This window comes from Desulfosoma profundi, from assembly GCF_055387865.1.
The window spans coordinates 541,887-561,560 of the sequence record NZ_AP042420.1; the positions used below are offsets into that span (position 1 = coordinate 541,887).

Annotated in this window: 21 protein-coding genes; 14 read left to right on the forward strand and 7 right to left on the reverse strand. The window is 58.3% G+C overall.

The window, feature by feature from the left end:
* The first annotated feature begins 396 nt into the window (after positions 1 to 396).
* The 9 genes from ACZ5K9_RS02380 to ACZ5K9_RS02420 all read left to right on the forward strand — a co-directional run bounded on the left by ACZ5K9_RS02380 (position 397) and on the right by ACZ5K9_RS02420 (position 8,583).
* On the forward strand, positions 397 to 1,110 hold the full coding sequence (locus tag ACZ5K9_RS02380) for a GAF domain-containing protein (RefSeq protein WP_464272820.1): 714 nt from the start codon (positions 397 to 399) through the stop codon (positions 1,108 to 1,110).
* Positions 1,111 to 1,136: 26 nt separating this feature from the next.
* Positions 1,137 to 1,445: a GAF domain-containing protein gene (locus ACZ5K9_RS02385; RefSeq protein ID WP_464272821.1), complete on the forward strand. Its 309-nt coding sequence runs from the start codon at positions 1,137 to 1,139 to the stop codon at positions 1,443 to 1,445.
* 14 nt (positions 1,446 to 1,459) lie between these two features.
* Positions 1,460 to 2,026 carry a 4Fe-4S dicluster domain-containing protein gene (locus tag ACZ5K9_RS02390; protein ID WP_464272822.1) on the forward strand — a complete coding sequence of 189 codons (567 nt, stop codon included), beginning with the start codon at positions 1,460 to 1,462 and terminating at the stop codon, positions 2,024 to 2,026.
* A gap of 33 nt (positions 2,027 to 2,059) precedes the next feature.
* A complete protein-coding gene (locus tag ACZ5K9_RS02395) occupies positions 2,060 to 2,968 on the forward strand; it encodes a CoB--CoM heterodisulfide reductase iron-sulfur subunit B family protein (RefSeq protein WP_464272823.1) in 909 nt (302 codons plus the stop codon).
* Positions 2,969 to 2,978: 10 nt separating this feature from the next.
* Positions 2,979 to 4,937, forward strand: a complete 1,959-nt coding sequence (locus ACZ5K9_RS02400) for a 4Fe-4S dicluster domain-containing protein (RefSeq protein ID WP_464272824.1) — start codon at positions 2,979 to 2,981, stop codon at positions 4,935 to 4,937.
* Between the two features lie 13 nt (positions 4,938 to 4,950).
* Complete coding sequence (locus tag ACZ5K9_RS02405; protein WP_464272825.1) at positions 4,951 to 5,469, forward strand: hydrogenase iron-sulfur subunit; 519 nt, start codon at positions 4,951 to 4,953, stop codon at positions 5,467 to 5,469.
* 225 nt (positions 5,470 to 5,694) lie between these two features.
* Positions 5,695 to 6,648, forward strand: a complete 954-nt coding sequence (locus ACZ5K9_RS02410; RefSeq protein WP_464272826.1) for a Coenzyme F420 hydrogenase/dehydrogenase, beta subunit C-terminal domain — start codon at positions 5,695 to 5,697, stop codon at positions 6,646 to 6,648.
* A 38-nt stretch (positions 6,649 to 6,686) separates the two neighbouring features.
* The gene (locus ACZ5K9_RS02415; protein ID WP_464272827.1) at positions 6,687 to 7,748 is read left to right on the forward strand and encodes a 4Fe-4S dicluster domain-containing protein; all 1,062 of its coding nucleotides are present in this window, start codon (positions 6,687 to 6,689) and stop codon (positions 7,746 to 7,748) included.
* Positions 7,741 to 8,583, forward strand: a complete 843-nt coding sequence (locus ACZ5K9_RS02420; protein ID WP_464272828.1) for an FAD/NAD(P)-binding protein — start codon at positions 7,741 to 7,743, stop codon at positions 8,581 to 8,583. Before ACZ5K9_RS02415 ends, ACZ5K9_RS02420 begins: the two co-directional genes overlap by 8 nt.
* Before the next feature lie 12 nt (positions 8,584 to 8,595).
* On the opposite strand, the gene ACZ5K9_RS02425 is transcribed toward ACZ5K9_RS02420, so the two are convergent.
* The 3 genes from ACZ5K9_RS02425 to ACZ5K9_RS02435 all read right to left on the reverse strand — a co-directional run bounded on the left by ACZ5K9_RS02425 (position 8,596) and on the right by ACZ5K9_RS02435 (position 12,446).
* Positions 8,596 to 9,756 carry a DUF484 family protein gene (locus ACZ5K9_RS02425; RefSeq protein ID WP_464272829.1) on the reverse strand — a complete coding sequence of 387 codons (1,161 nt, stop codon included), beginning with the start codon at positions 9,754 to 9,756 and terminating at the stop codon, positions 8,596 to 8,598.
* A 16-nt stretch (positions 9,757 to 9,772) separates the two neighbouring features.
* A complete protein-coding gene (locus ACZ5K9_RS02430) occupies positions 9,773 to 10,423 on the reverse strand; it encodes a protein-L-isoaspartate(D-aspartate) O-methyltransferase (RefSeq protein ID WP_464272830.1) in 651 nt (216 codons plus the stop codon).
* Between the two features lie 88 nt (positions 10,424 to 10,511).
* Entirely contained in the window at positions 10,512 to 12,446 is a 1,935-nt protein-coding gene (locus ACZ5K9_RS02435; RefSeq protein WP_464272831.1) for a hypothetical protein, read from the reverse strand.
* A gap of 69 nt (positions 12,447 to 12,515) precedes the next feature.
* Between ACZ5K9_RS02435 and ACZ5K9_RS02440 the strand changes: the two genes are divergently transcribed.
* The 4 genes from ACZ5K9_RS02440 to feoB all read left to right on the forward strand — a co-directional run bounded on the left by ACZ5K9_RS02440 (position 12,516) and on the right by feoB (position 15,496).
* Positions 12,516 to 12,671, forward strand: coding sequence for a hypothetical protein (locus ACZ5K9_RS02440; protein WP_464273992.1), 156 nt, complete (start codon positions 12,516 to 12,518; stop codon positions 12,669 to 12,671).
* Complete coding sequence (locus ACZ5K9_RS02445; RefSeq protein WP_464272832.1) at positions 12,637 to 12,918, forward strand: FeoA family protein; 282 nt, start codon at positions 12,637 to 12,639, stop codon at positions 12,916 to 12,918. Before ACZ5K9_RS02440 ends, ACZ5K9_RS02445 begins: the two co-directional genes overlap by 35 nt.
* Before the next feature lie 101 nt (positions 12,919 to 13,019).
* Entirely contained in the window at positions 13,020 to 13,262 is a 243-nt protein-coding gene (locus ACZ5K9_RS02450; RefSeq protein ID WP_464272833.1) for a FeoA family protein, read from the forward strand.
* Positions 13,259 to 15,496: a ferrous iron transport protein B gene (gene feoB / locus ACZ5K9_RS02455; RefSeq protein WP_464272834.1), complete on the forward strand. Its 2,238-nt coding sequence runs from the start codon at positions 13,259 to 13,261 to the stop codon at positions 15,494 to 15,496. Before ACZ5K9_RS02450 ends, feoB begins: the two co-directional genes overlap by 4 nt.
* Before the next feature lie 152 nt (positions 15,497 to 15,648).
* On the opposite strand, the gene ACZ5K9_RS02460 is transcribed toward feoB, so the two are convergent.
* The 4 genes from ACZ5K9_RS02460 to ACZ5K9_RS02475 form a co-directional block, all read right to left on the reverse strand.
* A complete protein-coding gene (locus ACZ5K9_RS02460) occupies positions 15,649 to 16,473 on the reverse strand; it encodes a tRNA (adenine-N1)-methyltransferase (protein ID WP_464272835.1) in 825 nt (274 codons plus the stop codon).
* A gap of 125 nt (positions 16,474 to 16,598) precedes the next feature.
* Entirely contained in the window at positions 16,599 to 17,096 is a 498-nt protein-coding gene (locus tag ACZ5K9_RS02465) for a rubrerythrin family protein (RefSeq protein WP_464272836.1), read from the reverse strand.
* Positions 17,093 to 18,016, reverse strand: a complete 924-nt coding sequence (locus ACZ5K9_RS02470) for a DUF3419 family protein (protein ID WP_464272837.1) — start codon at positions 18,014 to 18,016, stop codon at positions 17,093 to 17,095. The genes ACZ5K9_RS02465 and ACZ5K9_RS02470 overlap by 4 nt, the downstream gene beginning before the upstream one ends.
* Positions 18,017 to 18,042: 26 nt before the next feature.
* Complete coding sequence (locus ACZ5K9_RS02475) at positions 18,043 to 18,375, reverse strand: hypothetical protein (RefSeq protein WP_464272838.1); 333 nt, start codon at positions 18,373 to 18,375, stop codon at positions 18,043 to 18,045.
* A gap of 417 nt (positions 18,376 to 18,792) precedes the next feature.
* Between ACZ5K9_RS02475 and ACZ5K9_RS02480 the strand changes: the two genes are divergently transcribed.
* Positions 18,793 to 19,086 (forward strand): hypothetical protein, encoded by a 294-nt coding sequence (locus tag ACZ5K9_RS02480; RefSeq protein WP_464272839.1) that lies wholly within the window; start codon positions 18,793 to 18,795, stop codon positions 19,084 to 19,086.
* Positions 19,087 to 19,674 lie beyond the last annotated feature (588 nt).

A 19,674-nucleotide genomic window follows, 5' to 3' on the forward strand; every position in this document is an offset into this window, starting at 1 on the left:
ACGGTTCCGAAATCCATAGCCCCTGGGTCGCCCCCCCGCGGCTGAGCATTCCCTGGGCTCACACCACCCTGCTAACCCAGCTCTGACTGCCAGACCAACTCATATTTGTATGGCATGTTAAAAAGTTTTTGGATCTTGGGCGTGCGCCTTTTTCGGCCATTGCACGGCGCGTTGACTCCAACCGCGCGCCCAAGAAACTGCGCTTCCGGGCTTCGTCCGCCGGCCTTTGTGTGACATAACCTCATGCCTCGTTAAAGGGATTGACAGCCCCCGCCACCCTTGGCTAGATTACTGCCCCTGCAGTGAATGGTGATTCATTCAGAAAGCCTCTCGACAGGGTCTCGAGGGGCTTTTTCTTCCCGCGCGCTCAGGCCGTGGAGAAAAAGGAAGACCGCTATGGATGTCGCCCACATTCTTAAGCCCTTTGCCGAAGTCAGCCGCGCGCTGTGCGACGGCGTAGACTCCGCCGACGTCATGAACCTCATCGCCCGGCGCCTTACGGAATCCCTCGCCATCAAAGGAGCCGTAATCAAGGCCTACGACAGGAACCGATCACGTCTGGAACTGGTGGCCGGCTTCGGCCTGAGTGAAAACTTCCTGTTTTCCAAACCGCGGGAGGGCAGCCTGTGCGCCTCCGTCCCGCCTCAGGTGCTGCAAATCGACGATGTTCGATCGCATAACGACAGCGGCGATTTTGAAGCCATGCTCCTGGAAGGGATCCGGGCCGTGGCCGTCATCCCCCTGGAGGTGGAACAGCAGCCGGCGGGAATGTTGGCCTTGTGTGCCGCTGAACCCCGAAAATTCAGCAAAGAAGAAATCCAGTTTGCGGAAGCGCTCGCCGGTCGGGGCATTGTCGCCTTGGCCTGGGAGCGTAAACTGGAAAGCTTGATCGAACGGGAACGACGTTACCTCAGCAGTTTCCAGGAAATCTCCAACGCCATCAATTCCACGCTGAACATCAACAAAGTCTTGGAATTGGTGGTCACCAAGATCACTCAAGTCATGGGCGTTTTGGGCACCACCGTGCGCCTCTTGGACACGAAGTCCAACACTTTGTACTTGGCTCAAGCCTACGGCCTCAGCGAACGGTTTCTGAAAAAGGGCCGGTAGATGCGGCCAAGAGTATCGCCGAAAACATGGCGGGTCGGATCGTCGTCATCGAGGATGTCTACACAGACCCCCGCATCCAGTATCGGAGCGAGGTCATCGAGGAAGGCATCCGGAAGATTCTCTCCATCCCGCTGCAGGTTCGCGGCAAGGTGATTGGGGTGCTGCGTATCCTCACCGGGGAACGCCCCCCATTTCATGATCTTGAAATTCAGTTCGCCGCCGCCATCGCTCAGCAATGTGCCATGGCCATCGAAAACGCGCGCATGTACCAGCGTGTCAAATACGAATACCAGCAGCTCCTCATCGAATTCGGCTACGAAGGAAGCAGTCGCTGAGAGCAAAGACGGTCATGAAAAACGGGCAAAACTTCCTCAGAATCCAGACTCAGGGCGACCCCGATTTTATGGGCTGCGTGGAAGAGCGTTGCAGCCAGAAAATTTCTCTTTGTTATCAATGTGGAAATTGCACGGCCAGCTGTGCCTTTACGGGCGACTACGATTTCCCCGTCAATCAGATCATGCGTCTCATTCAGTTGGGGCAAAGGGAGACCGTGCTCCGCTCCCGGGCCATCTGGCTCTGCGGCCAGTGTCAGGCCTGCACGGTGCGATGCCCGTGCACCCTCGATGTGGCTCGGGTCATGGCGACCCTACGGACCATGGCGCTGGAAGCCGGCTGTGCGGCGGACAAAAACACCAAGAAGTTTGCCGACGAGTTCCTGCGGTCAGTCGCTCTCTTCGGGCGGGTCTTCGAAACCGGCCTCGTTGCCGCTTATAAGGTGCGCTCAGGGTCCGTCCTGGCCGACATGGATCTGGTTCCGCAGCTTCTCAAAAGAGGAAAGCTCGGCTTTATGCCTCATCGGATCGGAGGCCGCAGGGATGTGGCGACCCTTGTAAAGCGCTTTTCGGACGCTCTCTAACAACCCTTTCTTGTGTGCAGGTGGCGAGAACTCATGAGCGACCCTGTGGCGTACTATCCCGGCTGTTCGTTGGAAGGTTTGGCTGCGGAATACGACGTTTCCACTCGGGCGGTTTGCAACGCCTTGGGCGTGCAACTCGTCGAACTGGACGACTGGAACTGTTGCGGCTCCTCACCGGCTTCCCTCTACAATCCCATGCTTTCGGCGACCCTGGCGGGCCGCAACCTTCTGTTGGCTCAGGAAGCCCGGCTTGACACCGTCATGACGCCCTGCCCCGGCTGCCTCAAGGCCCTCAAAGGCGCCATCAAGACCCATGAGGTCATGCCCGAAGCCTTTCAAGAGGCTCTGGGGCGTCCTTACGCCGGCACCGTGAGAGCCGTTTCCGTGCTCCAACTCCTTATAGAGAAGGTGGGTCCGGAAACTCTCGCCCGCTTGGTCCGCTTCCCGTTTGACGGGCTTCCTGTGGCCGCCTATTACGGTTGCCTTCTCACCCGGCCTCACGCCACGGCACAGTTCGATGACCCGGAAAACCCGGTTTCCATGGACCGACTTTTGGAGGCCGTCGGGTGCACGGTGCCGGATTTTCCGTTCAAGACGGAATGCTGCGGTGCCACATCAGGAATCACCCGAACCGACATCGTCGCCCGCCTTTCGGCTCGCATTTTGGACATGGCGCAACGCATCGGGGCACGCGCCATCGTCGTCGCCTGCCCTTTGTGCCAGCAGAATCTGGACCTGAGGCAGGCCCAGGCGGAAAAAGCTTCAGGCTCCCGATTCCACCTGCCGGTCCTCTATCTCTCCCAGGTCATCGGTTGGGCCTTGGGACTTCCGGCAAAAGCCCTAGGACTCGAAAAACTGGTGGTTTCCGCAGACGACATCCTGCCTTCGCGAAAAATCGGAGACTCCGGGTGCACCCTCGAGCCGTCCATCATGCACAGTTGAGGAAATGCTCATGCGCATTGGTGTCTTTGTCTGCCGCTGTGGAACAAACATTGCCGGAACCGTGAACACCCAGGACGTGGCCGCCCATGCGGTGACATTTCCCGACGTGGTCTACGCCACGGAACTGCTCTACACGTGTTCTGAACCAGGTCAGCAGGAAATCACAGACGCCATCCACCGCCTCGGCCTCCAAGCGGTGGTCGTGGCGGCCTGCTCCCCCCGCATGCACGAAATCACCTTTCGGCGAGCCGTGGAGAAAGCGGGCCTGAACCGCTACATGCTCGAGATGGCCAACATTCGGGAACATGTCTCCTGGATCGGCATGGACAAAGCCGTGAACACCCAGAAGGCCGTCGAATTGGTCCGCATGGCCGTGGCCAAGGTCCGCCGTAACGAACCTTTGCTGAGTTCCCAGGTCCCTATCACCAAACGGGTCATGATCATCGGCGGGGGTGTCGCAGGCATCCAGGCCGCCTTGGATTGCGCCGACGCCGGCCTCGACGTCGTCCTGGTGGAACGGGAGGCGAGCATCGGTGGCAAAATGGCGAAGCTCGATAAGACCTTTCCCACCATCGACTGTTCCTCGTGCATCCTGGGGCCCAAGATGGTGGACGTGGCGCAAAAGGAAAACATTACTTTGTATGCCGGCACGGAGGTGGAGTCCCTCAGCGGCACCATCGGCAATTTTTCGGTCACCCTGCGTCGAAGGGCCACTTATGTGGACTGGAACGCATGTACCGGGTGCGGTGTGTGCATGGAGAAATGCCCGTCCAAGAAAAACCCCGATGGCTTCAACGAAGGGCTGGGGACGGCACCGGCCATCCGCATTCCTTTTCCCCAAGCTATCCCGAAAAAAGCGCACATTGTGAAGGAAGCGTGTCGGTACTTCGCCACAGGCAAGTGTCGCGTGTGCCAGAAAATCTGCCCGGTGGGGGCTGTCCGTTTCGATATGGAAGATCAGCACGTGGTGGAAAACGTCGGCGCCGTCATCGTGGCCACGGGCTACGATCTCTTCAATCCTGCGGCATACGGGGAATACGGTGCCGGGCGGTACCCGGACGTGATCACGACGATGCAGTTCGAACGAGCTCTCAGTGCTTCGGGCCCCTACGGCGGCCATATCCGAAGGCCGTCAGACGGCCGGGAACCTCGGGACATTGTTTTCATTGCTTGTGTGGGATCACGGGACAAGTCCGTGGGCAGGCCGTACTGCTCGGGCGTGTGCTGCATGGTTATCGCCAAACAGGCCATTTTGGCCAAGGAGCACCTGCCCGGAGCCCGCTGCTATGTCTTCTACATGGACATCCGGGCTCCCGGGAAAAGTTACGACGAATTCGTCCGGCGAGCCATGGAGGAATACGGCGTCCAGTACATTCGAGGGCGGGTCGGCAAGGTGTACCCCCGAGGGGATCGGCTGGTGGTGCAAGGGGCGGACACACTTTTGGGGGCTCAAGTGGAGGTGGAAGCCGACCTGGTGGTTTTGGCCACCGGCATCGAACCGTCCCGAGGCGCCCGGGAACTGGCGGAAAAACTTCGTATCTCCTATGACACTCACGGCTTTTTCATGGAAGGTCATCCCAAACTGAAGCCTGTGGAAACCAACACCGCCGGTATCTACCTTGCCGGAGCGTGTCAAGGACCAAAGGACATTCCCGCCTCGGTGGCTCAAGGCAGCGCAGCGGCAGCCAAGGTCTTGGCTCTGTTCGCCAGGGACACCATTGCCACCGACCCCCAGACGGCCCAAGTGCTGGAAAAGCAGTGCATCGGGTGCGGCAAATGTCTTGCTGTTTGTCCGTTCGGAGCGATTCAGATGAAAACGCTCCGGGATGGCACAATGAAGGCCCAGGTCTTGGACACGGTCTGCCAGGGCTGTGGCCTATGCAACGCGACCTGCCCGCCCAAGGCCGTGCAGCTCAGACACTTTACCGACGATCAAATCCTCGCCGAATTGGAGGCGTTGTGTGCGTGACGGCGCAAAAGACGTGAGAGACCATCTGCAGGCATCGTTGAAAATCGTGGGTTTCCTTTGCAATTGGTGTTCCTACGGTGGGGCGGATACCGCCGGGGTCTGCCGATTCCGCCAGCCGGCATTGTTGCGCATTATCCGGATCCCCTGCACGGGGCGCATGGACCCGATGTTCATCGTTAAGGCCTTCGTCCACGGGGCCGATGGGGTTTTGGTGTCGGGCTGTCATCCCAAGGATTGCCATTATGCCGTTGGGAACTTTTACGCCCGACGCCGGCTGGAGATGGTCGGCCGATTCCTGCCTTTTATCGGCATTGATCCGAGACGCTTCCGCTACACCTGGGTTTCGGCTTCTGAAGGCCAGCGCTGGCAACAGGTCGTCACGGGGTTTTCTGCCGTCATCGAAGAGCTGGGCCCCAATCCGGGCATCGGAAATCACGAAGACACCGAAGGGACAATGAATCATTTTGTTGGATATCCCCAGGACTTGGGCTCGGAACGGCGCCTTATCCGGGCCAAGGATGTTGGCCGTTGAACGATGAACCGTATGATGTGCCCCCTTGAGGCGTGGATCGGCCCCCTCGTTTCCGCCGTGTGAGCCGCTCCTCAAGAGCCGGCCCCGTTCATGCCGCAACCACGGGTACTCCACCCAATCAGGGCACGGTGAGGGCCACGTGGGCTCAAAGTCCAGCACCGACGGGGCCGACCCGACGCAGCACGGGTGGGCGCATTCTTCAACTGGAGACGTTTCGAGGACACAATGAACACATTGGCAACGGTGGTGGAATCGCTGTGGGAGGAGGTCGATCTGGTCCTCGGCTGGCAGGCGGCTTACGAGCCGCTGCGCGTGATGCCCGCTTTTGTCCGAAAGCGAGACGACCTATCCCGCCTGATCTGGAATCCGCTGTGCGCACCGAATCTTTGTGGATACTTGGCCAAACCGCCGCAAAAGGCCATCTACGGGGCCAAGAGAATCGCCGTGTGCGTCAAGGGATGCGACAGTCGGTCCTTGGTGGCCCTGATTCAGGAAGGTCTCCTCGATCGGGATCGTCTCCTGGTGGTCGGCCTGCCTTGTAACGGCACCATCGATCCGGACGCCTTGGCATCGGCGAGAACCGTCCCCGGGCCGATCACCCATGTCGGCTTTTCGGCGGACGGCATGGTGGAACTCAGCTCGACCGAAGGTGTGGAACGCATCCCTGTGGAACAGGTCTTAGCGCGGCGCTGCCGCCGCTGCCGGTATCCAAACCCCGTGCTGTCCGACGTCATGGTGGGAGACCTTGTACAGAAGATTCCGCTTGAGGATCCTTTCGCCCATGTGCGGGCCGTGGAAACCCAACCTCTGGAGGCGAGAAAAGCCTTCTGGGAGAGGGAACTTTCACGGTGCCTGCGTTGCTACGCCTGCCGGAACGCCTGTCCCTTGTGTGTGTGCCAGGATCAGTGCCTCGCCGAGTCCCGCACGCCCAAATGGGTCACCCAAAAGGACGAAATCCGGGAAAAATTTCTCTTCCACATGATCCACACCCTGCACCTTGCGGGGCGATGCGCCGAATGCGGGGAATGTGAAAGGGTGTGCCCCATGAGGATTCCCATCGGTCTCCTCAAGGAGAAAACGGCGGAAATCGCCATGGACCTTTGGCATTACGAGTCCGGCACCGATCTTTCGTCCCGACCGCCGCTGCTCACCTATGACCCAGCGGTCTCCGGAATCTGAATGCCTGTCGAGCGTCACGGATGGAGCCCGAAACCTCTATGAAAAACGCATTGTTTGTTTCTCATTTGGACTTCAGCCCTCTGCTTGAGCGCGTGGCGCAAAAGGCCACCGTCTGGGTGCCCGGGCCGGACCCCAACGCTCCACACATTGTCGCTTTTCGGCCGTTCCGGTCCGACTCCGTCCCCGATTTCCGCCGTCTGCCTACGCTATCGGCCAAAGGGGTGGTTTTTCCTCAAGCGGAGACTCTACTGAGATTTCAAAAGGATAAAGGGGAATCACCGATGGTCCCCGCCACGCTGACCATCGAGGACATTCGTCATGCGCCGGACACCGTCCTGCTGGGGTGCCGTCCGTGTGACGTTCGAGGACTGCTTGTCCTTGATGCCGCCTTTCTTCATGGCCCTGCCGTCGATCCTTATTATCAGGCCCGTCGCGAAAAAACTGTGGTGGTGTCGATGGTGTGCCTCGACGCCGATGCCGCGTGCTTCTGTTCCGCGGTGGGCAGTCACCCGGCAGACACCGAAGGGAGCGACGCGCAGATGATCCCTGTCCACGACGGCTACGTGCTCCATGTTCTGAGCGAAAAAGGGGAAAAGCTCTTCCAGGGGGTCGGGCGTCCTGCGTCGGCATTGGAGCAAGAAGAGGCCCAGAGGGTCCGCAAATCGGCTCGGCAGATGCTTGTGGGCGACAAGTCACTGACCGAAAGCGCCCGGCGCTTTTCGGAACGCTTCTCGGATGCCGCTTTCTGGAGAATGCAAACCGAACGGTGCCTGAGCTGCGGGGCGTGCACCTTCGTGTGTCCCACGTGTTCCTGTTTCACCATGACGGACGAAAGCGACGGCCTGCGGGGCGAACGGCTGCGGTCTTGGGACTCTTGCATGTTTTCCCATTTCACCCAAGAAGCCAGCGGCCATAACCCTCGACCTTCAAAAGCCGAACGGTTTCGAAACCGCGTCGGGCATAAGTTCAGCTATTTTCCCGCAAAACACGGCCGAATCGCCTGCTGCGGCTGTGGCCGCTGCCTCCGTCACTGCCCTGCGGCCATGGATATTCGCGCCATCATCCGCGAGATGGCTTATTCGGAGGACATTCATGCCTAAGGCTACGCTCAACGCCAACCCATACCTCCCTCAAAAAGCCGTGATTCGGCAAATCATCCAGGAAACCCCAACCATCCGCACCTTCCGCATCGTCCTGGATGACCCCTCGGCCACGGCGGGTTTTTCCTTCCAGCCGGGACAAGTGGGACAACTCTCGGTTTTCGGCGTGGGAGAGGCCACGTTCGTCATCAATTCTCCGCCGACCCGCAAAGAGTTCCTCCAGTTCAGTGTCATGCGCACGGGGGAAGTGACCCGGGCGCTCCACCAATTAAACGAAGGCGATCCCATCGGGGTGCGCGCCCCTCTGGGAAACAGTTTTCCTTACGCCGGTTTCAAGGGTCGGGATATCCTCTTTATCGGCGGCGGGATTGGAATGGCGCCGCTACGGACCCTGCTCCTCACGATGATCGACAACCGGACAGATTTCGGCGATATCACCGTGATTTACGGCGCCAGATCGCCTGAAGACCTGTGCTACCGGTATGAATTCGACCAATGGCGCGCGGCGGGCGTGAATCTTGTCCTTACCGTGGATAAAGAGTTCCCCGGATGGCAGGAGCGTGTGGGGTTCGTCCCGACGGTTTTGGCGGAAGAAGCTCCGAATCCCTACAACCGCGTGGCCATCACCTGCGGCCCTCCCATCATGATCAAATTCGTTCTGGCGGGCTTGAAGGAACTGGGATACGAGGACGGCCAGATCTACACGACCCTGGAGCGCCGCATGAAATGCGGGATCGGTTTGTGCGGCCGGTGCAACATCGGTGGCACCTACGTTTGTGTGGACGGACCCGTCTTTTCCGGCACGGACCTCCGGGCCATGCCTCCGGAATTGTAAACGGCCGCACGCTCAAGGTTCGCCCGGTGATGCATGATTTTCGAAATCAGCCGAAGCCCGCGGGGGCACTTGGGAGGTTTTCAGGAGACACAGCGCTTTCTGAGCGGCGTCGAGCAGCTCATAGGGCTTGCGCATGGCGCCGGTGAGCGTCGCCGTGCCGATGCGGGGGTTGATGAGGATGACCGTACGCCCGTGCCTCAACGGTGATCGCCGGATGAGCTCATGGAGGTTCACGGCCAATACCCGAGCTTCCTTTTCATCGGCGTACGGGCACACGACGAGAAATTCGACGCTCCCGTAACGGCCGATAAATCCATCCCCGTCAGGAAAAGTCCTGCGCAGCAATTCCCCCACATGCCGGAGTACGGGATCGACCATGTCCTCGTGTTCGGCGGCTTCGTCCACAAACTCGAGGTCCACGGCAAGCACGGACAGAGATACGCCACGCCGCCGGGCCCGCCGGAACTCCCGCTCCAACACATTGTGGATTTGGAAGAAATTCAAGAGTCCCGTGGGTCCGTCTCGGTCGGACAAATCCTTGACCCGTTCATAGGCCAGGCAGTTGTCCATGCACAGAGCGATCTTGACTCCCATTTGTTCCAACAGTTCCGTTCCGTCCCCCGGGCGATAGTGGGTGGGATCCGCACAAACCAAGAGCAAAAAGCCGTAAGAAAGGTCGTGCACCCGTAAGGGGACGAGCGCCGCCGAGCCAATGGGCGAAAATCCTTCCGGGAACTGAGGCCATCGGCTGAACATGGCCCGCAGGGCGTCTTCCCCTTGCATGAGCTGCGGGGCCGACCCGCTTTCCAATAGTTTCCGTTGGGACTCCTCTTCGTTGATCGCCAGGATGCACGTCCCTCTTCCGTTGCCCAGGACCCGTCCCTCTTCCCCGTTCAAGAGCTGAGGGAAAAACCGATCCACAATGTCCGGATGCGTAAGAATCAGCGCCACCCCGTCCACGTGAAAACGAGAGCGGATTTCCTCGAGGAGCTCGGAAGCCAGCCGATCGAAGTCGCGTGTCCGGAACAGCACCCGTTCGATGTCCACCATATGCCGCCAAATTTTTTCGTTGGCAGCCGCCGTGTGGATCAGCTTTTCCAGTTCCTCCCGCAGCCGCTGGTTCTCTTTCAGGATCTCGGCTGCGTCCCGCCCCTCCGTCTTTTCGCTGTTCATGCCGTGCCCCAGCTTCCTATTCTTCCCAGCCCCACTTGCCGATGAGATCCACAAAACGACATCCACCAAGACTGCTCTTGCGGATCCCCTCTGGAATCCGTTCTACGAGCACCAGATCCTGGCTCAACCGGTCGCCCACCGGGAGCACGAGCCGACCTCCCATGGCCAACTGATCCACCAAGGGCTGCGGGACCTTGGGCGCGCCGGCGGAGACCAATATGGCATCAAACGGGGCTTCCTCCGGCCAACCCATCGTGCCGTCCCCCACCTTGAGCACCACGTTGCGGTAACCCAGCTTTTCCAAAATGTGGCGGGCCTTGTGAAGCAGGCTCGGCAACCGCTCGATGCTGTAAACTTTATCGGCCAATTCCGCCAGAATCGCCGTTTGATACCCAGAGCCGGTCCCAATCTCCAGAACCTTTTCATGGCCCTTGAGCTGAAGGGCTTCGGTCATGAGCGCCACGATATAAGGCTGACTGATCGTCTGTTTGTCCCCAATGGGCAGGGGATGGTCGGCATAGGCCTGAGATTGCAAAGCTTCACTGACGAAAAGATGTCTCGGCACCTTGCGCATGACGTCCAAAACTCGAGGGTCATAAATGCCTCGAGTGACCAGCTGGGTGTCCACCATCTTGTCTCGAGCTTTTTGAAAATTGTTGTTTTTCATCTTGCAGCTGTCGTGTTATGGGTGCCGAACGTCCCATAACGGTTAGAACTATTTGAAAATAAAGTCAATTCCTTTTTCCAGCCATCTCTCACAGCAGGTTGGCGAACCTCGTGTAAAAGCGCACCCACCCATGCCGAGAAAACTCTCCACCATCCCTCTCCAGAACCCTTTGCTGAAGTGCCCGTCGAAAAAACCATCCCAAGGGTCTGCGCACGCCCCCTGTGACGACCCATGCCGGGACGGTGTCGGGTTCCGTGGCGATGGATGTTAAGGGCTCGATTTGGGTGCCCGCATAAAAGGCATAAGCCCCGTCTTTCCACGATGAATCATAAGGGGTGAAAAATTCATCCGCGTTGAGAACCCCGCAAAGAACCGCCTCCACAGATCGAGGGCTGTGAGTGTCATCCAATGGTCTGAGCACATAGAGCCGATCCGGCTTGGCCGTGGATGGCAGAATACCTTCGGCATCCTGCCGTGTCCATCGGCCGTCTCCAAACACGCCGAACCCAGTAAAGGCATCCGGGGACCAGTATTTCCTCAAGGTCGTGGCGAGGCTGGGGGCGTGGGCACGTGTCGTGTCTTCCCACAAAAGGATGATGGGAGAAAGATTTTCTTCTCGAAGCCACTCCAGGAGCATGGCGAGGTAGGCCCAATCCTGCTCCCGCCGAGAAGAGATGAAGAATTTGTCAATCCACGGAATCACGAACGCGTCTATCCGACCGGCATCCATCCATGCCTGGGCATGGGCGAGAAATGTCTTCAGACATAGAAAACCTCGATGCCACAAGCGTTTCCTTTCTTTCCACCAATGAAGAAGAGCGCGCCAGTGAAGCTGTTGATGAGGACTCAACCATCCTGTCCACGCGAAAGGCGCGTCGTGGATGAGCCGATCTACATAGGATTCCGAGAAAAGCTCATGGAAGCTTTCGACGGCATCGTGAAACGTCTCATGGGCCCCCAACCCCTCCCGAGCCCTGGCTTCCCACAGCACATGGACCGCCTTCGGACGGACGAGCCGCTCCTGCCACGCCTGCCACAGCTGATCCACGCGGTCTCCCCGCAGCCCACAGCCCGGTGGAACGCGCGAACCGGCCAGTTCTTTACTGATTTCTCTGAGGAAAGCCAAGGCACACGGCTCGTCACGGCTCCAGCACTCCACCGTTTCAAAGGCCCAGCCGCTGCACGCGGCCGCCGAAGCGTTATGGAGGCTCAAGACCACGCGTCGCCGCCCGAAGCTCACCGCCGTCGCCAAGCGACGCACCGCGACGAGTTCGACCGCGGTCGCTTCGATGAGCGCATTCAGGAAACGACCCCCGCGGTGTCCCAAAGTTCCCCAGGCAGTGTTCCCGATCCTTTCCGGCCTTCGGACTTCCCCGTAAGCCCTGCCGGCCCGAGGAGCTTTGGGCCGGTCCTTCGACCGGACTCCGGCCCTTGCCTGTGACCGATAGGCGTACAACAATCGACCGATTCGGAGAACACGACCGCGGCGAAAACCCAGAAGCCTATTTCCGAAGGCGGGGCGCCAGAGTGCTGCAGCGTCCCGAAACGTGAGCAAAGCGCCCGCTGTAAAAGCCCTACAGCGGACGTCGGTTTCCGCCAATGGATATTTACCTTGCGGCACCAGTCGGCGTAAACGGCGAAAATGCTTCTTCCACGCCCGCCGGGAAGCCCCCTTTCGGAAAGACCGTGGCATGGGACAAACCAAGGCCACGATCGAGGCCAAGGGGTAAGTCTTTTCCTCCAAAAAACGGGGAACAACGGCCAACAGCTTTTGTAGCTTGTGAGTCCAAAGATCGGAGTCCGAAAAGTTTCCCTGCCTGTGGGGTTCAAAAAAACTTTTCCAAAAGAGGAGATCCAGGACGAGTTCGGCCGATTCCACAGGGATTTCCGACGCCGGGCGGAAGCCGAAAGCTTTCAAGAGCCTCTGCACCTCTGCCCAATGGCCTTCCTCCACGGCGGTGCACAACTTGGCGTAAAAAGACTGCTCTTTGGCGTTTGAGGGCATCGGTTCCCATGAATTCATGATCATCTCCATCGTGACGGACCGCCCGTCCTGACATGCCAACGCGCATCCTGAAAGATCCGCCCCATTATGCGCACCAACGATACCGAGAGCAACCCACGGACCTGCAGTATTTCCCTTGACAGCCAAGAAAGTTTGGCTTACCTAATAGTCGTCTTGTTGGAAAGGAGCGGCAATGAGGTGGTGGCCCATGAAGCGTTGTGTATCTCCGTGCCCAAATGGTGAACTGTGTGCAAACTCCGCTATTCCTCTTTCCCAAGCTCCCTCGGGAACGAAACTGTTGGTGCGCCGGATCGATGGCGGACGGCACCTTTGCGCGCGCATGGCGGCATTGGGAATCTATCCGGGAGCGGAAGTGGAAGTCTTGTGCGCCGGTTGTAATTGCCCGTGCCTCATCAAAGTTCACGGAAGCACCCTGAGTCTCGGAGCCGGAGTGAGCAATAAGATTTACGTGTGTGGTCATTCGGCGTGACCATCTGACATCCTTAGATGTTTCGGCAATCATGAAAAGCGGCCTTCGGGCCGCTCTTTTACGCCCTAAAAAGTTAGTCATCCCTAAAAAAGGACCCACCAATGCCCACAGTCCTCTTGAGACACATGGAAGCCAGGCAAAGCGGCGTCATTGCCAAAGTGACAGCCACCGGCGAATTGGGGCGTCGCATCCGGGATATGGGACTCGTTCCGGGGACGCCTATCCAAGTCCAAGGTCGCGCGCCGCTCAAGGACCCCGTCGCCGTGCGTGTGCGGCAATTTACCCTGACCTTACGCAATAATGAGGCGGATTACATTTTGGTGGATGTGGAGGACTCACCATGAGTCAAACGTCGCGGGAAATCCGAGAACACCTGTTTGCCCTGGCGGGAAACCCCAATTGCGGCAAGACCACTCTATTTAATGCCATCACGGGAGCTCGACAGCATGTGGGGAACTATCCGGGGATCACTGTGGAAAAAAAAGAAGGGCACTATGCCCTGAACGGGCGTCAGATCCGACTGGTGGATCTGCCGGGGACATATTCTCTGACGGCGTATTCTCTCGAGGAGCTTGTGGCGCGGGATTTTCTCGTTCATGAACGTCCGGAAGTCGTCATCAACATCGTGGATGCCTCCAACCTGGATCGGAATTTGTACCTGACGTTGCAACTCCTGGAACTCGGCGTCCCTCTTGTGGTGGCGCTCAACATGATCGACGTGGCCGAAGGGCGCGGGGTGCGTATCCACGCGGATGAACTCGCCAGAAGGCTCGGTGTGCCTGTGGTGCCCACGGTGGCTCGGCGCGGGGAGGGCAAGGAAAATCTCATTGAGGCGGCTCTGGAAACGGCCCAGTCCGGCCGACGTTGGGAGCCGTTGCACATCTCTTACGGTCCCGATGTGGATCCTGTCCTGCGCGAGATGGAGAAGATCATCCAAGAGAGCGGCTTTCTGACAAACCTTTACCCAGCTCGCTGGACGGCCCTGAAATACCTGGAAGAAGACGAGCAGGTCAAAAGCAAGGGTCGAGAAAAGGACGCCGAGATCTCGAAAACCCTGGAAGCCATGGCCGGCAAGCTTGCGGAACACATCCAGAAAACGTTGGATAGCTATCCCGAGGCGATCATCGCCGATCATCGGTACGGATTCATTGCCGCGCTTCTCAAAGACGGAGTGGTGGAACAACGCGTCAAGGGCAACCGCTTGCATCTTTCAGATCAGATCGATCGCGTCCTCACCAACCGCTTCTTCGGTCCGATCGTCATGATCGGAGTGCTTTACGCCGTCTATGAATTCACCTTCACGTACAGCGAGCTGCCTGTGCGTTGGTTCGAGGCGGCTTTTGCGGCCTTGAGTCGATGGGCGGAACACGTCCTCCCCGAAGGACCGGTGCGATCCTTGATCGTTTCCGGCATCATCGACGGCGTCGGCGGGGTAATGGGTTTTGTCCCGCTCATTTTTTTCATGTTCCTTGCCATCGCTTTCCTGGAGGACACGGGATATCTCGCCCGAGCCGCCTACATGCTGGACCGCGTCTTTAGGGTCTTCGGGCTCCACGGCAGTTCTTTCATGGCGTTTATCATTTCCGGCGGCATTGCCGGGGGATGCGCCGTTCCCGGTGTGATGGCCACCCGTACCCTTCGCACCTCCCGGGAAAGGCTGGCGACGATTCTCACCGCTCCTTTCATGAACTGCGGAGCCAAAGTACCTGTACTGGCCATGCTCATTGCCGCCTTTTTTACGGAAAATCGGGCCAGGATGCTCTTTGTTCTCACCCTTTTGGCCTGGGTTTTTGCGTTGGTGTTGGCGAAAATCATCCGGATGACCATCCTTCGAGGGCCGAGCAGTCCGTTCCTTTTGGAGTTACCGCCGTATCGCATCCCTACCTTCAAGGGGCTCATGATCCACACATGGGAACGCATTTGGCAGTATATCCGGAAGGCCGGTACGGTCATCGTCGCCATTTCCGTGATCCTCTGGGCCCTGATGACATATCCGGGCTTGTCCCCTGAGGAAAAAGACGGTTTTGCGGCGGCTCGTGACGCTGTACTGGGTACCCTGACGGCGCAGGAGCGCGCCACCCTGGAATCGGCGGGAAAAGGCCCATTGCCGGATCATCTCCAGGATGCCGCCCAGAAACTCGTCGAGATCGACCGGCAGGAAGCCGCTGCAGCACTGAGGGGTTCTATTGCGGGAAGGTTGGGAACCGCTCTGGAAAAGGTCACCCGGTGGTGCGGATTCGATTGGCGGACCAATGTGGCCTTGCTCGGTGGATTCGCGGCCAAGGAAGTGATCATTTCCACTATGGGAACGGCCTACTCTTTAGGGGAGTTGGACGCGGAGGAAAGCCTGAGCTTGACCGAACGGCTGCGACAGGATCCCCACTGGAATCCCTTGGTCGCCTTCACCGCCATGGTCTTCATCATGCTGTATTCCCCCTGTTTTGTGACCGTCACCTGCATCATTAAAGAGTCGGGATCCTGGAAATGGGGGCTGTTTTCCATGGTTTTCAACACGGTGGTGGCTTTCGTCGTCGCCACGGTGGTGTATCAAGGAGGTCGATTGCTGGGCTTGGGCTGATGCCCAAAGATCGGAAGGAGAATCCACAATGTGGCAGCATCTCGTAGTGGGCGTTTGCGTCGGTGTCGGTCTCCTCATCGTCGTACGCCATTTCCGAAAGACATTTCGAGGGGAAAGTTTGCACTGTTCCGGCTGTTCGGGGTGCCCGGTCCCTACTTTGGGACGGGAGCCTCAGGATCCCGGATCCACGGCACCTCTTCAGACGTGCAGGCAATCTTCTTTGCCACGGTGATAAAACCCGTATGGCCGATCATACGGTCTTCAGGTCGGGCACGACGAGGGTCAATCTTCCAGTTGCGCTTGAGCAGCTCAAAGGTGGTCACATTGGCGTAACCGCACCGCTTCAATTCTTGGCATATCATCTGGACCTGCCCCACCTGAGGGCTGAGGGAAATGAGAAGCCCCCCAGTGCGAAGGCACATGGAGACGGCTTCCACAGCGTTCCACGGTTCGGGAAGGTCCAGCACCACCCGGTCCACTGGAATTGTCAGGGGCAAAGCCGTGACGTCACCCACGACCAAGATGTGATGTTCGGGACTACGCCCGAAAAAAACCTCGATGTTTTTCCTGGCCAGTTGCGCAAATTCCGGACGGATTTCCACAGAGATCACCCGCCCTGACGGCCCGACGGCCCGAAGCAACGCCAAGGTGAGGGCTCCCGATCCCACTCCGGATTCCAGGACCACATCCCCGGGGCGGATATCGCCATAGACTAAGAACGCTCCGATGTCTTTGGGATAGATGACCTGGGTGCGCCGCTTCAGCTTGTGGACGTAGTCGCCGAGGGACGGTCGAAACAGGAAGACTTTGGCGCCTTGATTGGTCTCCAGGTATTCCCCCTCTTCACGACCGACCACGTCCTGAAGATCCACGTTTCCCAGATGGGACGAGAAGGATCCAAAGCCGGCCCGGACGAGCCACGTCTTTCCTTTCTGCGAGGTGAGCAGCACCAAATCTCCCGGTCGAAATGCATTCATCGTGTTTTGATCTTCCTTTCTGCGCATTCGTCAACTGGAGTTGATCCCGGTGATCACGTCGAGTCCGTCAGACGTCCTTGATGATCTCTTGCGGGCTCGGGCGTGCCGGCCGGAGCCGCCCCCTTTTACGGCACTTCACGAAACATTTCCGACGATTTTCCGCAATTGGGGCACTTGTCCGGTGCTGCGCCGTCGGCCACCCAGCCACAGTTTCCGCACACGAAATAGACGGCCATGCGGTCTGCGATCATATCCTGCAAAGCCATCTTGTAAAGACGGGCATGGCGCTCTTCAGCATTTCTTGCGGACGTGAGAACCCAAATGGCAGCCTTGTCGTCCAAAGCCCACGCCTCCTTGAGAAGCTCCGGGTAGGCCACCTCATTGACAAAGGACTCCGACCGGAACGCCGCCTGAAGGTTCTCCTCCGTAGATCGCACCTCATCCAACAGCGAGGCATGATTCCGGGCATGAACGCGTTCCGCTTCCGCGATGGCGCGAAACAGCCGGGCGATTTGCGGATAGCCTTCTTCATCCGCCCTTTCGGCGAAGGAAAGCAGCCGGAAGTAAGCCCGTGCTTCGCCGACGAAAGCTTCCATCATCAGCTCTTGGCGGTTTCGACTCATGAAGCACCCCGCCCCCCGCTCCTAAGTTTCTGGAAGAAGACCACCACATGGCGCCACACCAACGCAGCGATCGCCGAAGGCCGAACAGTCACCGGCACGAGGTTTTCTTTGTACCTCATGGCGCACGGTGGAGCGAGTTCTTTCAGGATATCGCGGAAGGTTTTTGTCCCCTGTCCTTGGCAGACATAAAAGACGGCGTGACCTCCAGCGGTTAGCACCCGGTCCATGGACTCCCAAAAAGACTCCATGAAAGTGCGAAAGGCCCGAAGGCCGCTGTGCATCGCATAGTCCATTCGAACGTACTCCAAGACGTTGGAAGCATATACCAAATGGAAGTCTTGTTCCGTGGAGGAAAGGAAATCCTCCAGGGATCGGGGTTCGATGGAAAAATCCCTTTGGGCCCCACGGGCCCAAAGGCAGTAGGCGTCGTTGCTGCGGAGGGCCGGCAACCACTCCAGGTGGAGCGCGTCGGTCGGACGCAAAAAGTCCGAAAAAGGGTTGGTTTCCTCTCTGTGCGGCGTGATCCTCTCATCGAAAAATCGTCGGGCGCCGACACTCAGGTCAGCCCGTAAAGCATCGTAGAGCACAGAACGCCGCGAATCCCGGAGTGACGCCGTAAGGTCCACATCCCTTCCAAGAAACCCCAACCAAGGCAACCCGTGGAAGAAAAAACGGTAAAACTCCGACCGGCTGAAACGCCTGTAAGCGGCCCTCTTGAGCTCTGTCAGATGACACGCCGTCACAGACACATCCACCGCGGTCAGGGACACCGGGTCGTGTGCAGACAGGAAAACCGGGATGTCCCCGCTTCCTGCAACGGCAAGCACCTTGCGGCCTGACAAGGGGACGGAGCGCAGAGCATCCCATGGATGTTCGGTCGGCACGAGATACGGTGTCGAACCGGCATGAAAAAGCTTCACCCTCAAACCACGCGGCTGTATTCGTTCTAGAGCTTGATTTTCAATCGTTCCAGAATCCGGTCGGCGTAATCAATGATATAGTCCCGCTGGGCCTGCGTGGCATAACCGATACAGGCGCAGCGCAACGTGTGACGGCTCCGAATGAGCCATTCAAAACCGACCTGTTTCCTCGAAAGATTCACCGCAAAATAATACGGCTGACAATGATCATGAGATTTCTGGAGCTCCGTATACAAGCCGTCAGGAAGGTCCACGTAATAGACGCCTTCCATGGCCGCCGATTCCGTATGATTCATGAGATAATCCCGAATACGGTCGTAGTCCGACTCGCGGAGTTGATCGATGACGTACTGTTTCATGCCAACCTCCAAACCATTCCACATGGGCACCCCGCAACAAGCCTCTTGGCAAAGGCCTGTCCCGGTCTTTTAAAAGCTGCCTTCTGAGCCTTTGGAGGGGCGGGCAGTTCCGCGGCTGATGGGCGAAGATCCGCCGCACCTGGAAAGCCCGCGGTCTAGGCAACACCATGGCAAATGGTTCCCCGTGACGGATGCGCCACGGACCATCCCGCCCCCTTGTCAGCCCGTCAGACCCCAAGTTAAAAATTCAATAAAAGCCCCTCGCTGTTAACGCGCGTCCCGGGCGACCTTTTCCACACCATCCTCGGCCTTGTCAATGCTCAAAACCTGGCATGACGGTCTCAGAAGAGGGGCTGCAAGGGGTCCCACTGGGGCTCGGCGGCAAAATGGATCAACTGATGTCAAGGAGGTACCGTTATGAAAGCCGGCATCGTTTTTACCGGAACAGGACCAATTTTGATTTTGACCAGCTATGAATCTTTTCAAGATCCCAAGTTCATCGAAAAGCTGAGTGCCAAGGGAATCAAGAAGTTCATTGCACGAGAGCTCCCATTGGAAGCCGTCAAAAAGAGATATGGGCTCCAATACAACATTGTGCTCGGCGATCTCAATCAAACGGATGACTTGCGCGTGTTAGACTACAACGGCCACAACGTGTTCTACAACTTTTCCTTTAAAGAGATGGGAGATCCCATCTATTGCGAGCCTTGATCCAGGGGATCGTGGGGCGATGGGGTTCACGGCCCTTGAGGGGGAGCTGGACATGGGGTCCAGGGTTTCCCCCATGATTGAAGGGTGCTCGGACCACAAGGTGTAAGCTCATCCCACTGCCCGGAGAGGACTCATCGCAAAGAAAGCGGCGCGCGGGACATTCGCGCCGCTTTTGACTTTCGCTGGATTTCCGGGCCCATGGGAACATCACAAGACCTTCCGCCCAGTTCCCCGTAAACGCCCCAAAAGGCGCCTTTCCAAACCGGAGACCATTCGTACGAGTTCCCGCCGATCCGGCACTGCTACCCGCACACTCTTGCCATGGCTTTCCCGCATCCGACAGGCATAAACCTATCCCTTAGTCCGCGAGATTGTCTCTATGCATAACCCTGTCTTACTGAAGCTATCATGGTGAACTTATGTCTCTTTGATGCTATGGGGCATTCTATTGCGTTTTCACGTGGCAGGGGCATCCATTCGGATGTCTGGAGGTCGGCCCACGCCCTCTTGCTCCACGGATTCAGGGTTGACGTCATGCATACCCCTGTGCACGGGACCGTTGTCCTTGTCGGGGCGCCCCGCGGTCAT

Excerpts from the sequence above, each read along its gene's own strand:
- ACZ5K9_RS02450 (WP_464272833.1), top strand. The coding sequence starts at position 13,020 with ATGCCCACAGTCCTCTTGAGACACATGGAAGCCAGGCAAAGCGGCGTC.
- ACZ5K9_RS02480 (WP_464272839.1), top strand. The coding sequence starts at position 18,793 with ATGAAAGCCGGCATCGTTTTTACCGGAACAGGACCAATTTTGATTTTG.
- ACZ5K9_RS02465 (WP_464272836.1), bottom strand. The coding sequence starts at position 17,096 with ATGAGTCGAAACCGCCAAGAGCTGATGATGGAAGCTTTCGTCGGCGAA.
- ACZ5K9_RS02440 (WP_464273992.1), top strand. The coding sequence starts at position 12,516 with ATGCGCACCAACGATACCGAGAGCAACCCACGGACCTGCAGTATTTCC.
- ACZ5K9_RS02415 (WP_464272827.1), top strand. The coding sequence starts at position 6,687 with ATGAAAAACGCATTGTTTGTTTCTCATTTGGACTTCAGCCCTCTGCTT.
- ACZ5K9_RS02430 (WP_464272830.1), bottom strand. The coding sequence starts at position 10,423 with ATGAAAAACAACAATTTTCAAAAAGCTCGAGACAAGATGGTGGACACC.
- ACZ5K9_RS02410 (WP_464272826.1), top strand. The coding sequence starts at position 5,695 with ATGAACACATTGGCAACGGTGGTGGAATCGCTGTGGGAGGAGGTCGAT.
- ACZ5K9_RS02435 (WP_464272831.1), bottom strand. The coding sequence starts at position 12,446 with ATGAATTCATGGGAACCGATGCCCTCAAACGCCAAAGAGCAGTCTTTT.
- ACZ5K9_RS02380 (WP_464272820.1), top strand. The coding sequence starts at position 397 with ATGGATGTCGCCCACATTCTTAAGCCCTTTGCCGAAGTCAGCCGCGCG.
- ACZ5K9_RS02400 (WP_464272824.1), top strand. The coding sequence starts at position 2,979 with ATGCGCATTGGTGTCTTTGTCTGCCGCTGTGGAACAAACATTGCCGGA.
- ACZ5K9_RS02445 (WP_464272832.1), top strand. The coding sequence starts at position 12,637 with ATGAAGCGTTGTGTATCTCCGTGCCCAAATGGTGAACTGTGTGCAAAC.
- ACZ5K9_RS02425 (WP_464272829.1), bottom strand. The coding sequence starts at position 9,756 with ATGAACAGCGAAAAGACGGAGGGGCGGGACGCAGCCGAGATCCTGAAA.
- ACZ5K9_RS02395 (WP_464272823.1), top strand. The coding sequence starts at position 2,060 with ATGAGCGACCCTGTGGCGTACTATCCCGGCTGTTCGTTGGAAGGTTTG.
- ACZ5K9_RS02420 (WP_464272828.1), top strand. The coding sequence starts at position 7,741 with ATGCCTAAGGCTACGCTCAACGCCAACCCATACCTCCCTCAAAAAGCC.
- ACZ5K9_RS02460 (WP_464272835.1), bottom strand. The coding sequence starts at position 16,473 with ATGAATGCATTTCGACCGGGAGATTTGGTGCTGCTCACCTCGCAGAAA.
- ACZ5K9_RS02390 (WP_464272822.1), top strand. The coding sequence starts at position 1,460 with ATGAAAAACGGGCAAAACTTCCTCAGAATCCAGACTCAGGGCGACCCC.
- ACZ5K9_RS02475 (WP_464272838.1), bottom strand. The coding sequence starts at position 18,375 with ATGAAACAGTACGTCATCGATCAACTCCGCGAGTCGGACTACGACCGT.
- feoB (WP_464272834.1), top strand. The coding sequence starts at position 13,259 with ATGAGTCAAACGTCGCGGGAAATCCGAGAACACCTGTTTGCCCTGGCG.
- ACZ5K9_RS02385 (WP_464272821.1), top strand. The coding sequence starts at position 1,137 with ATGGCGGGTCGGATCGTCGTCATCGAGGATGTCTACACAGACCCCCGC.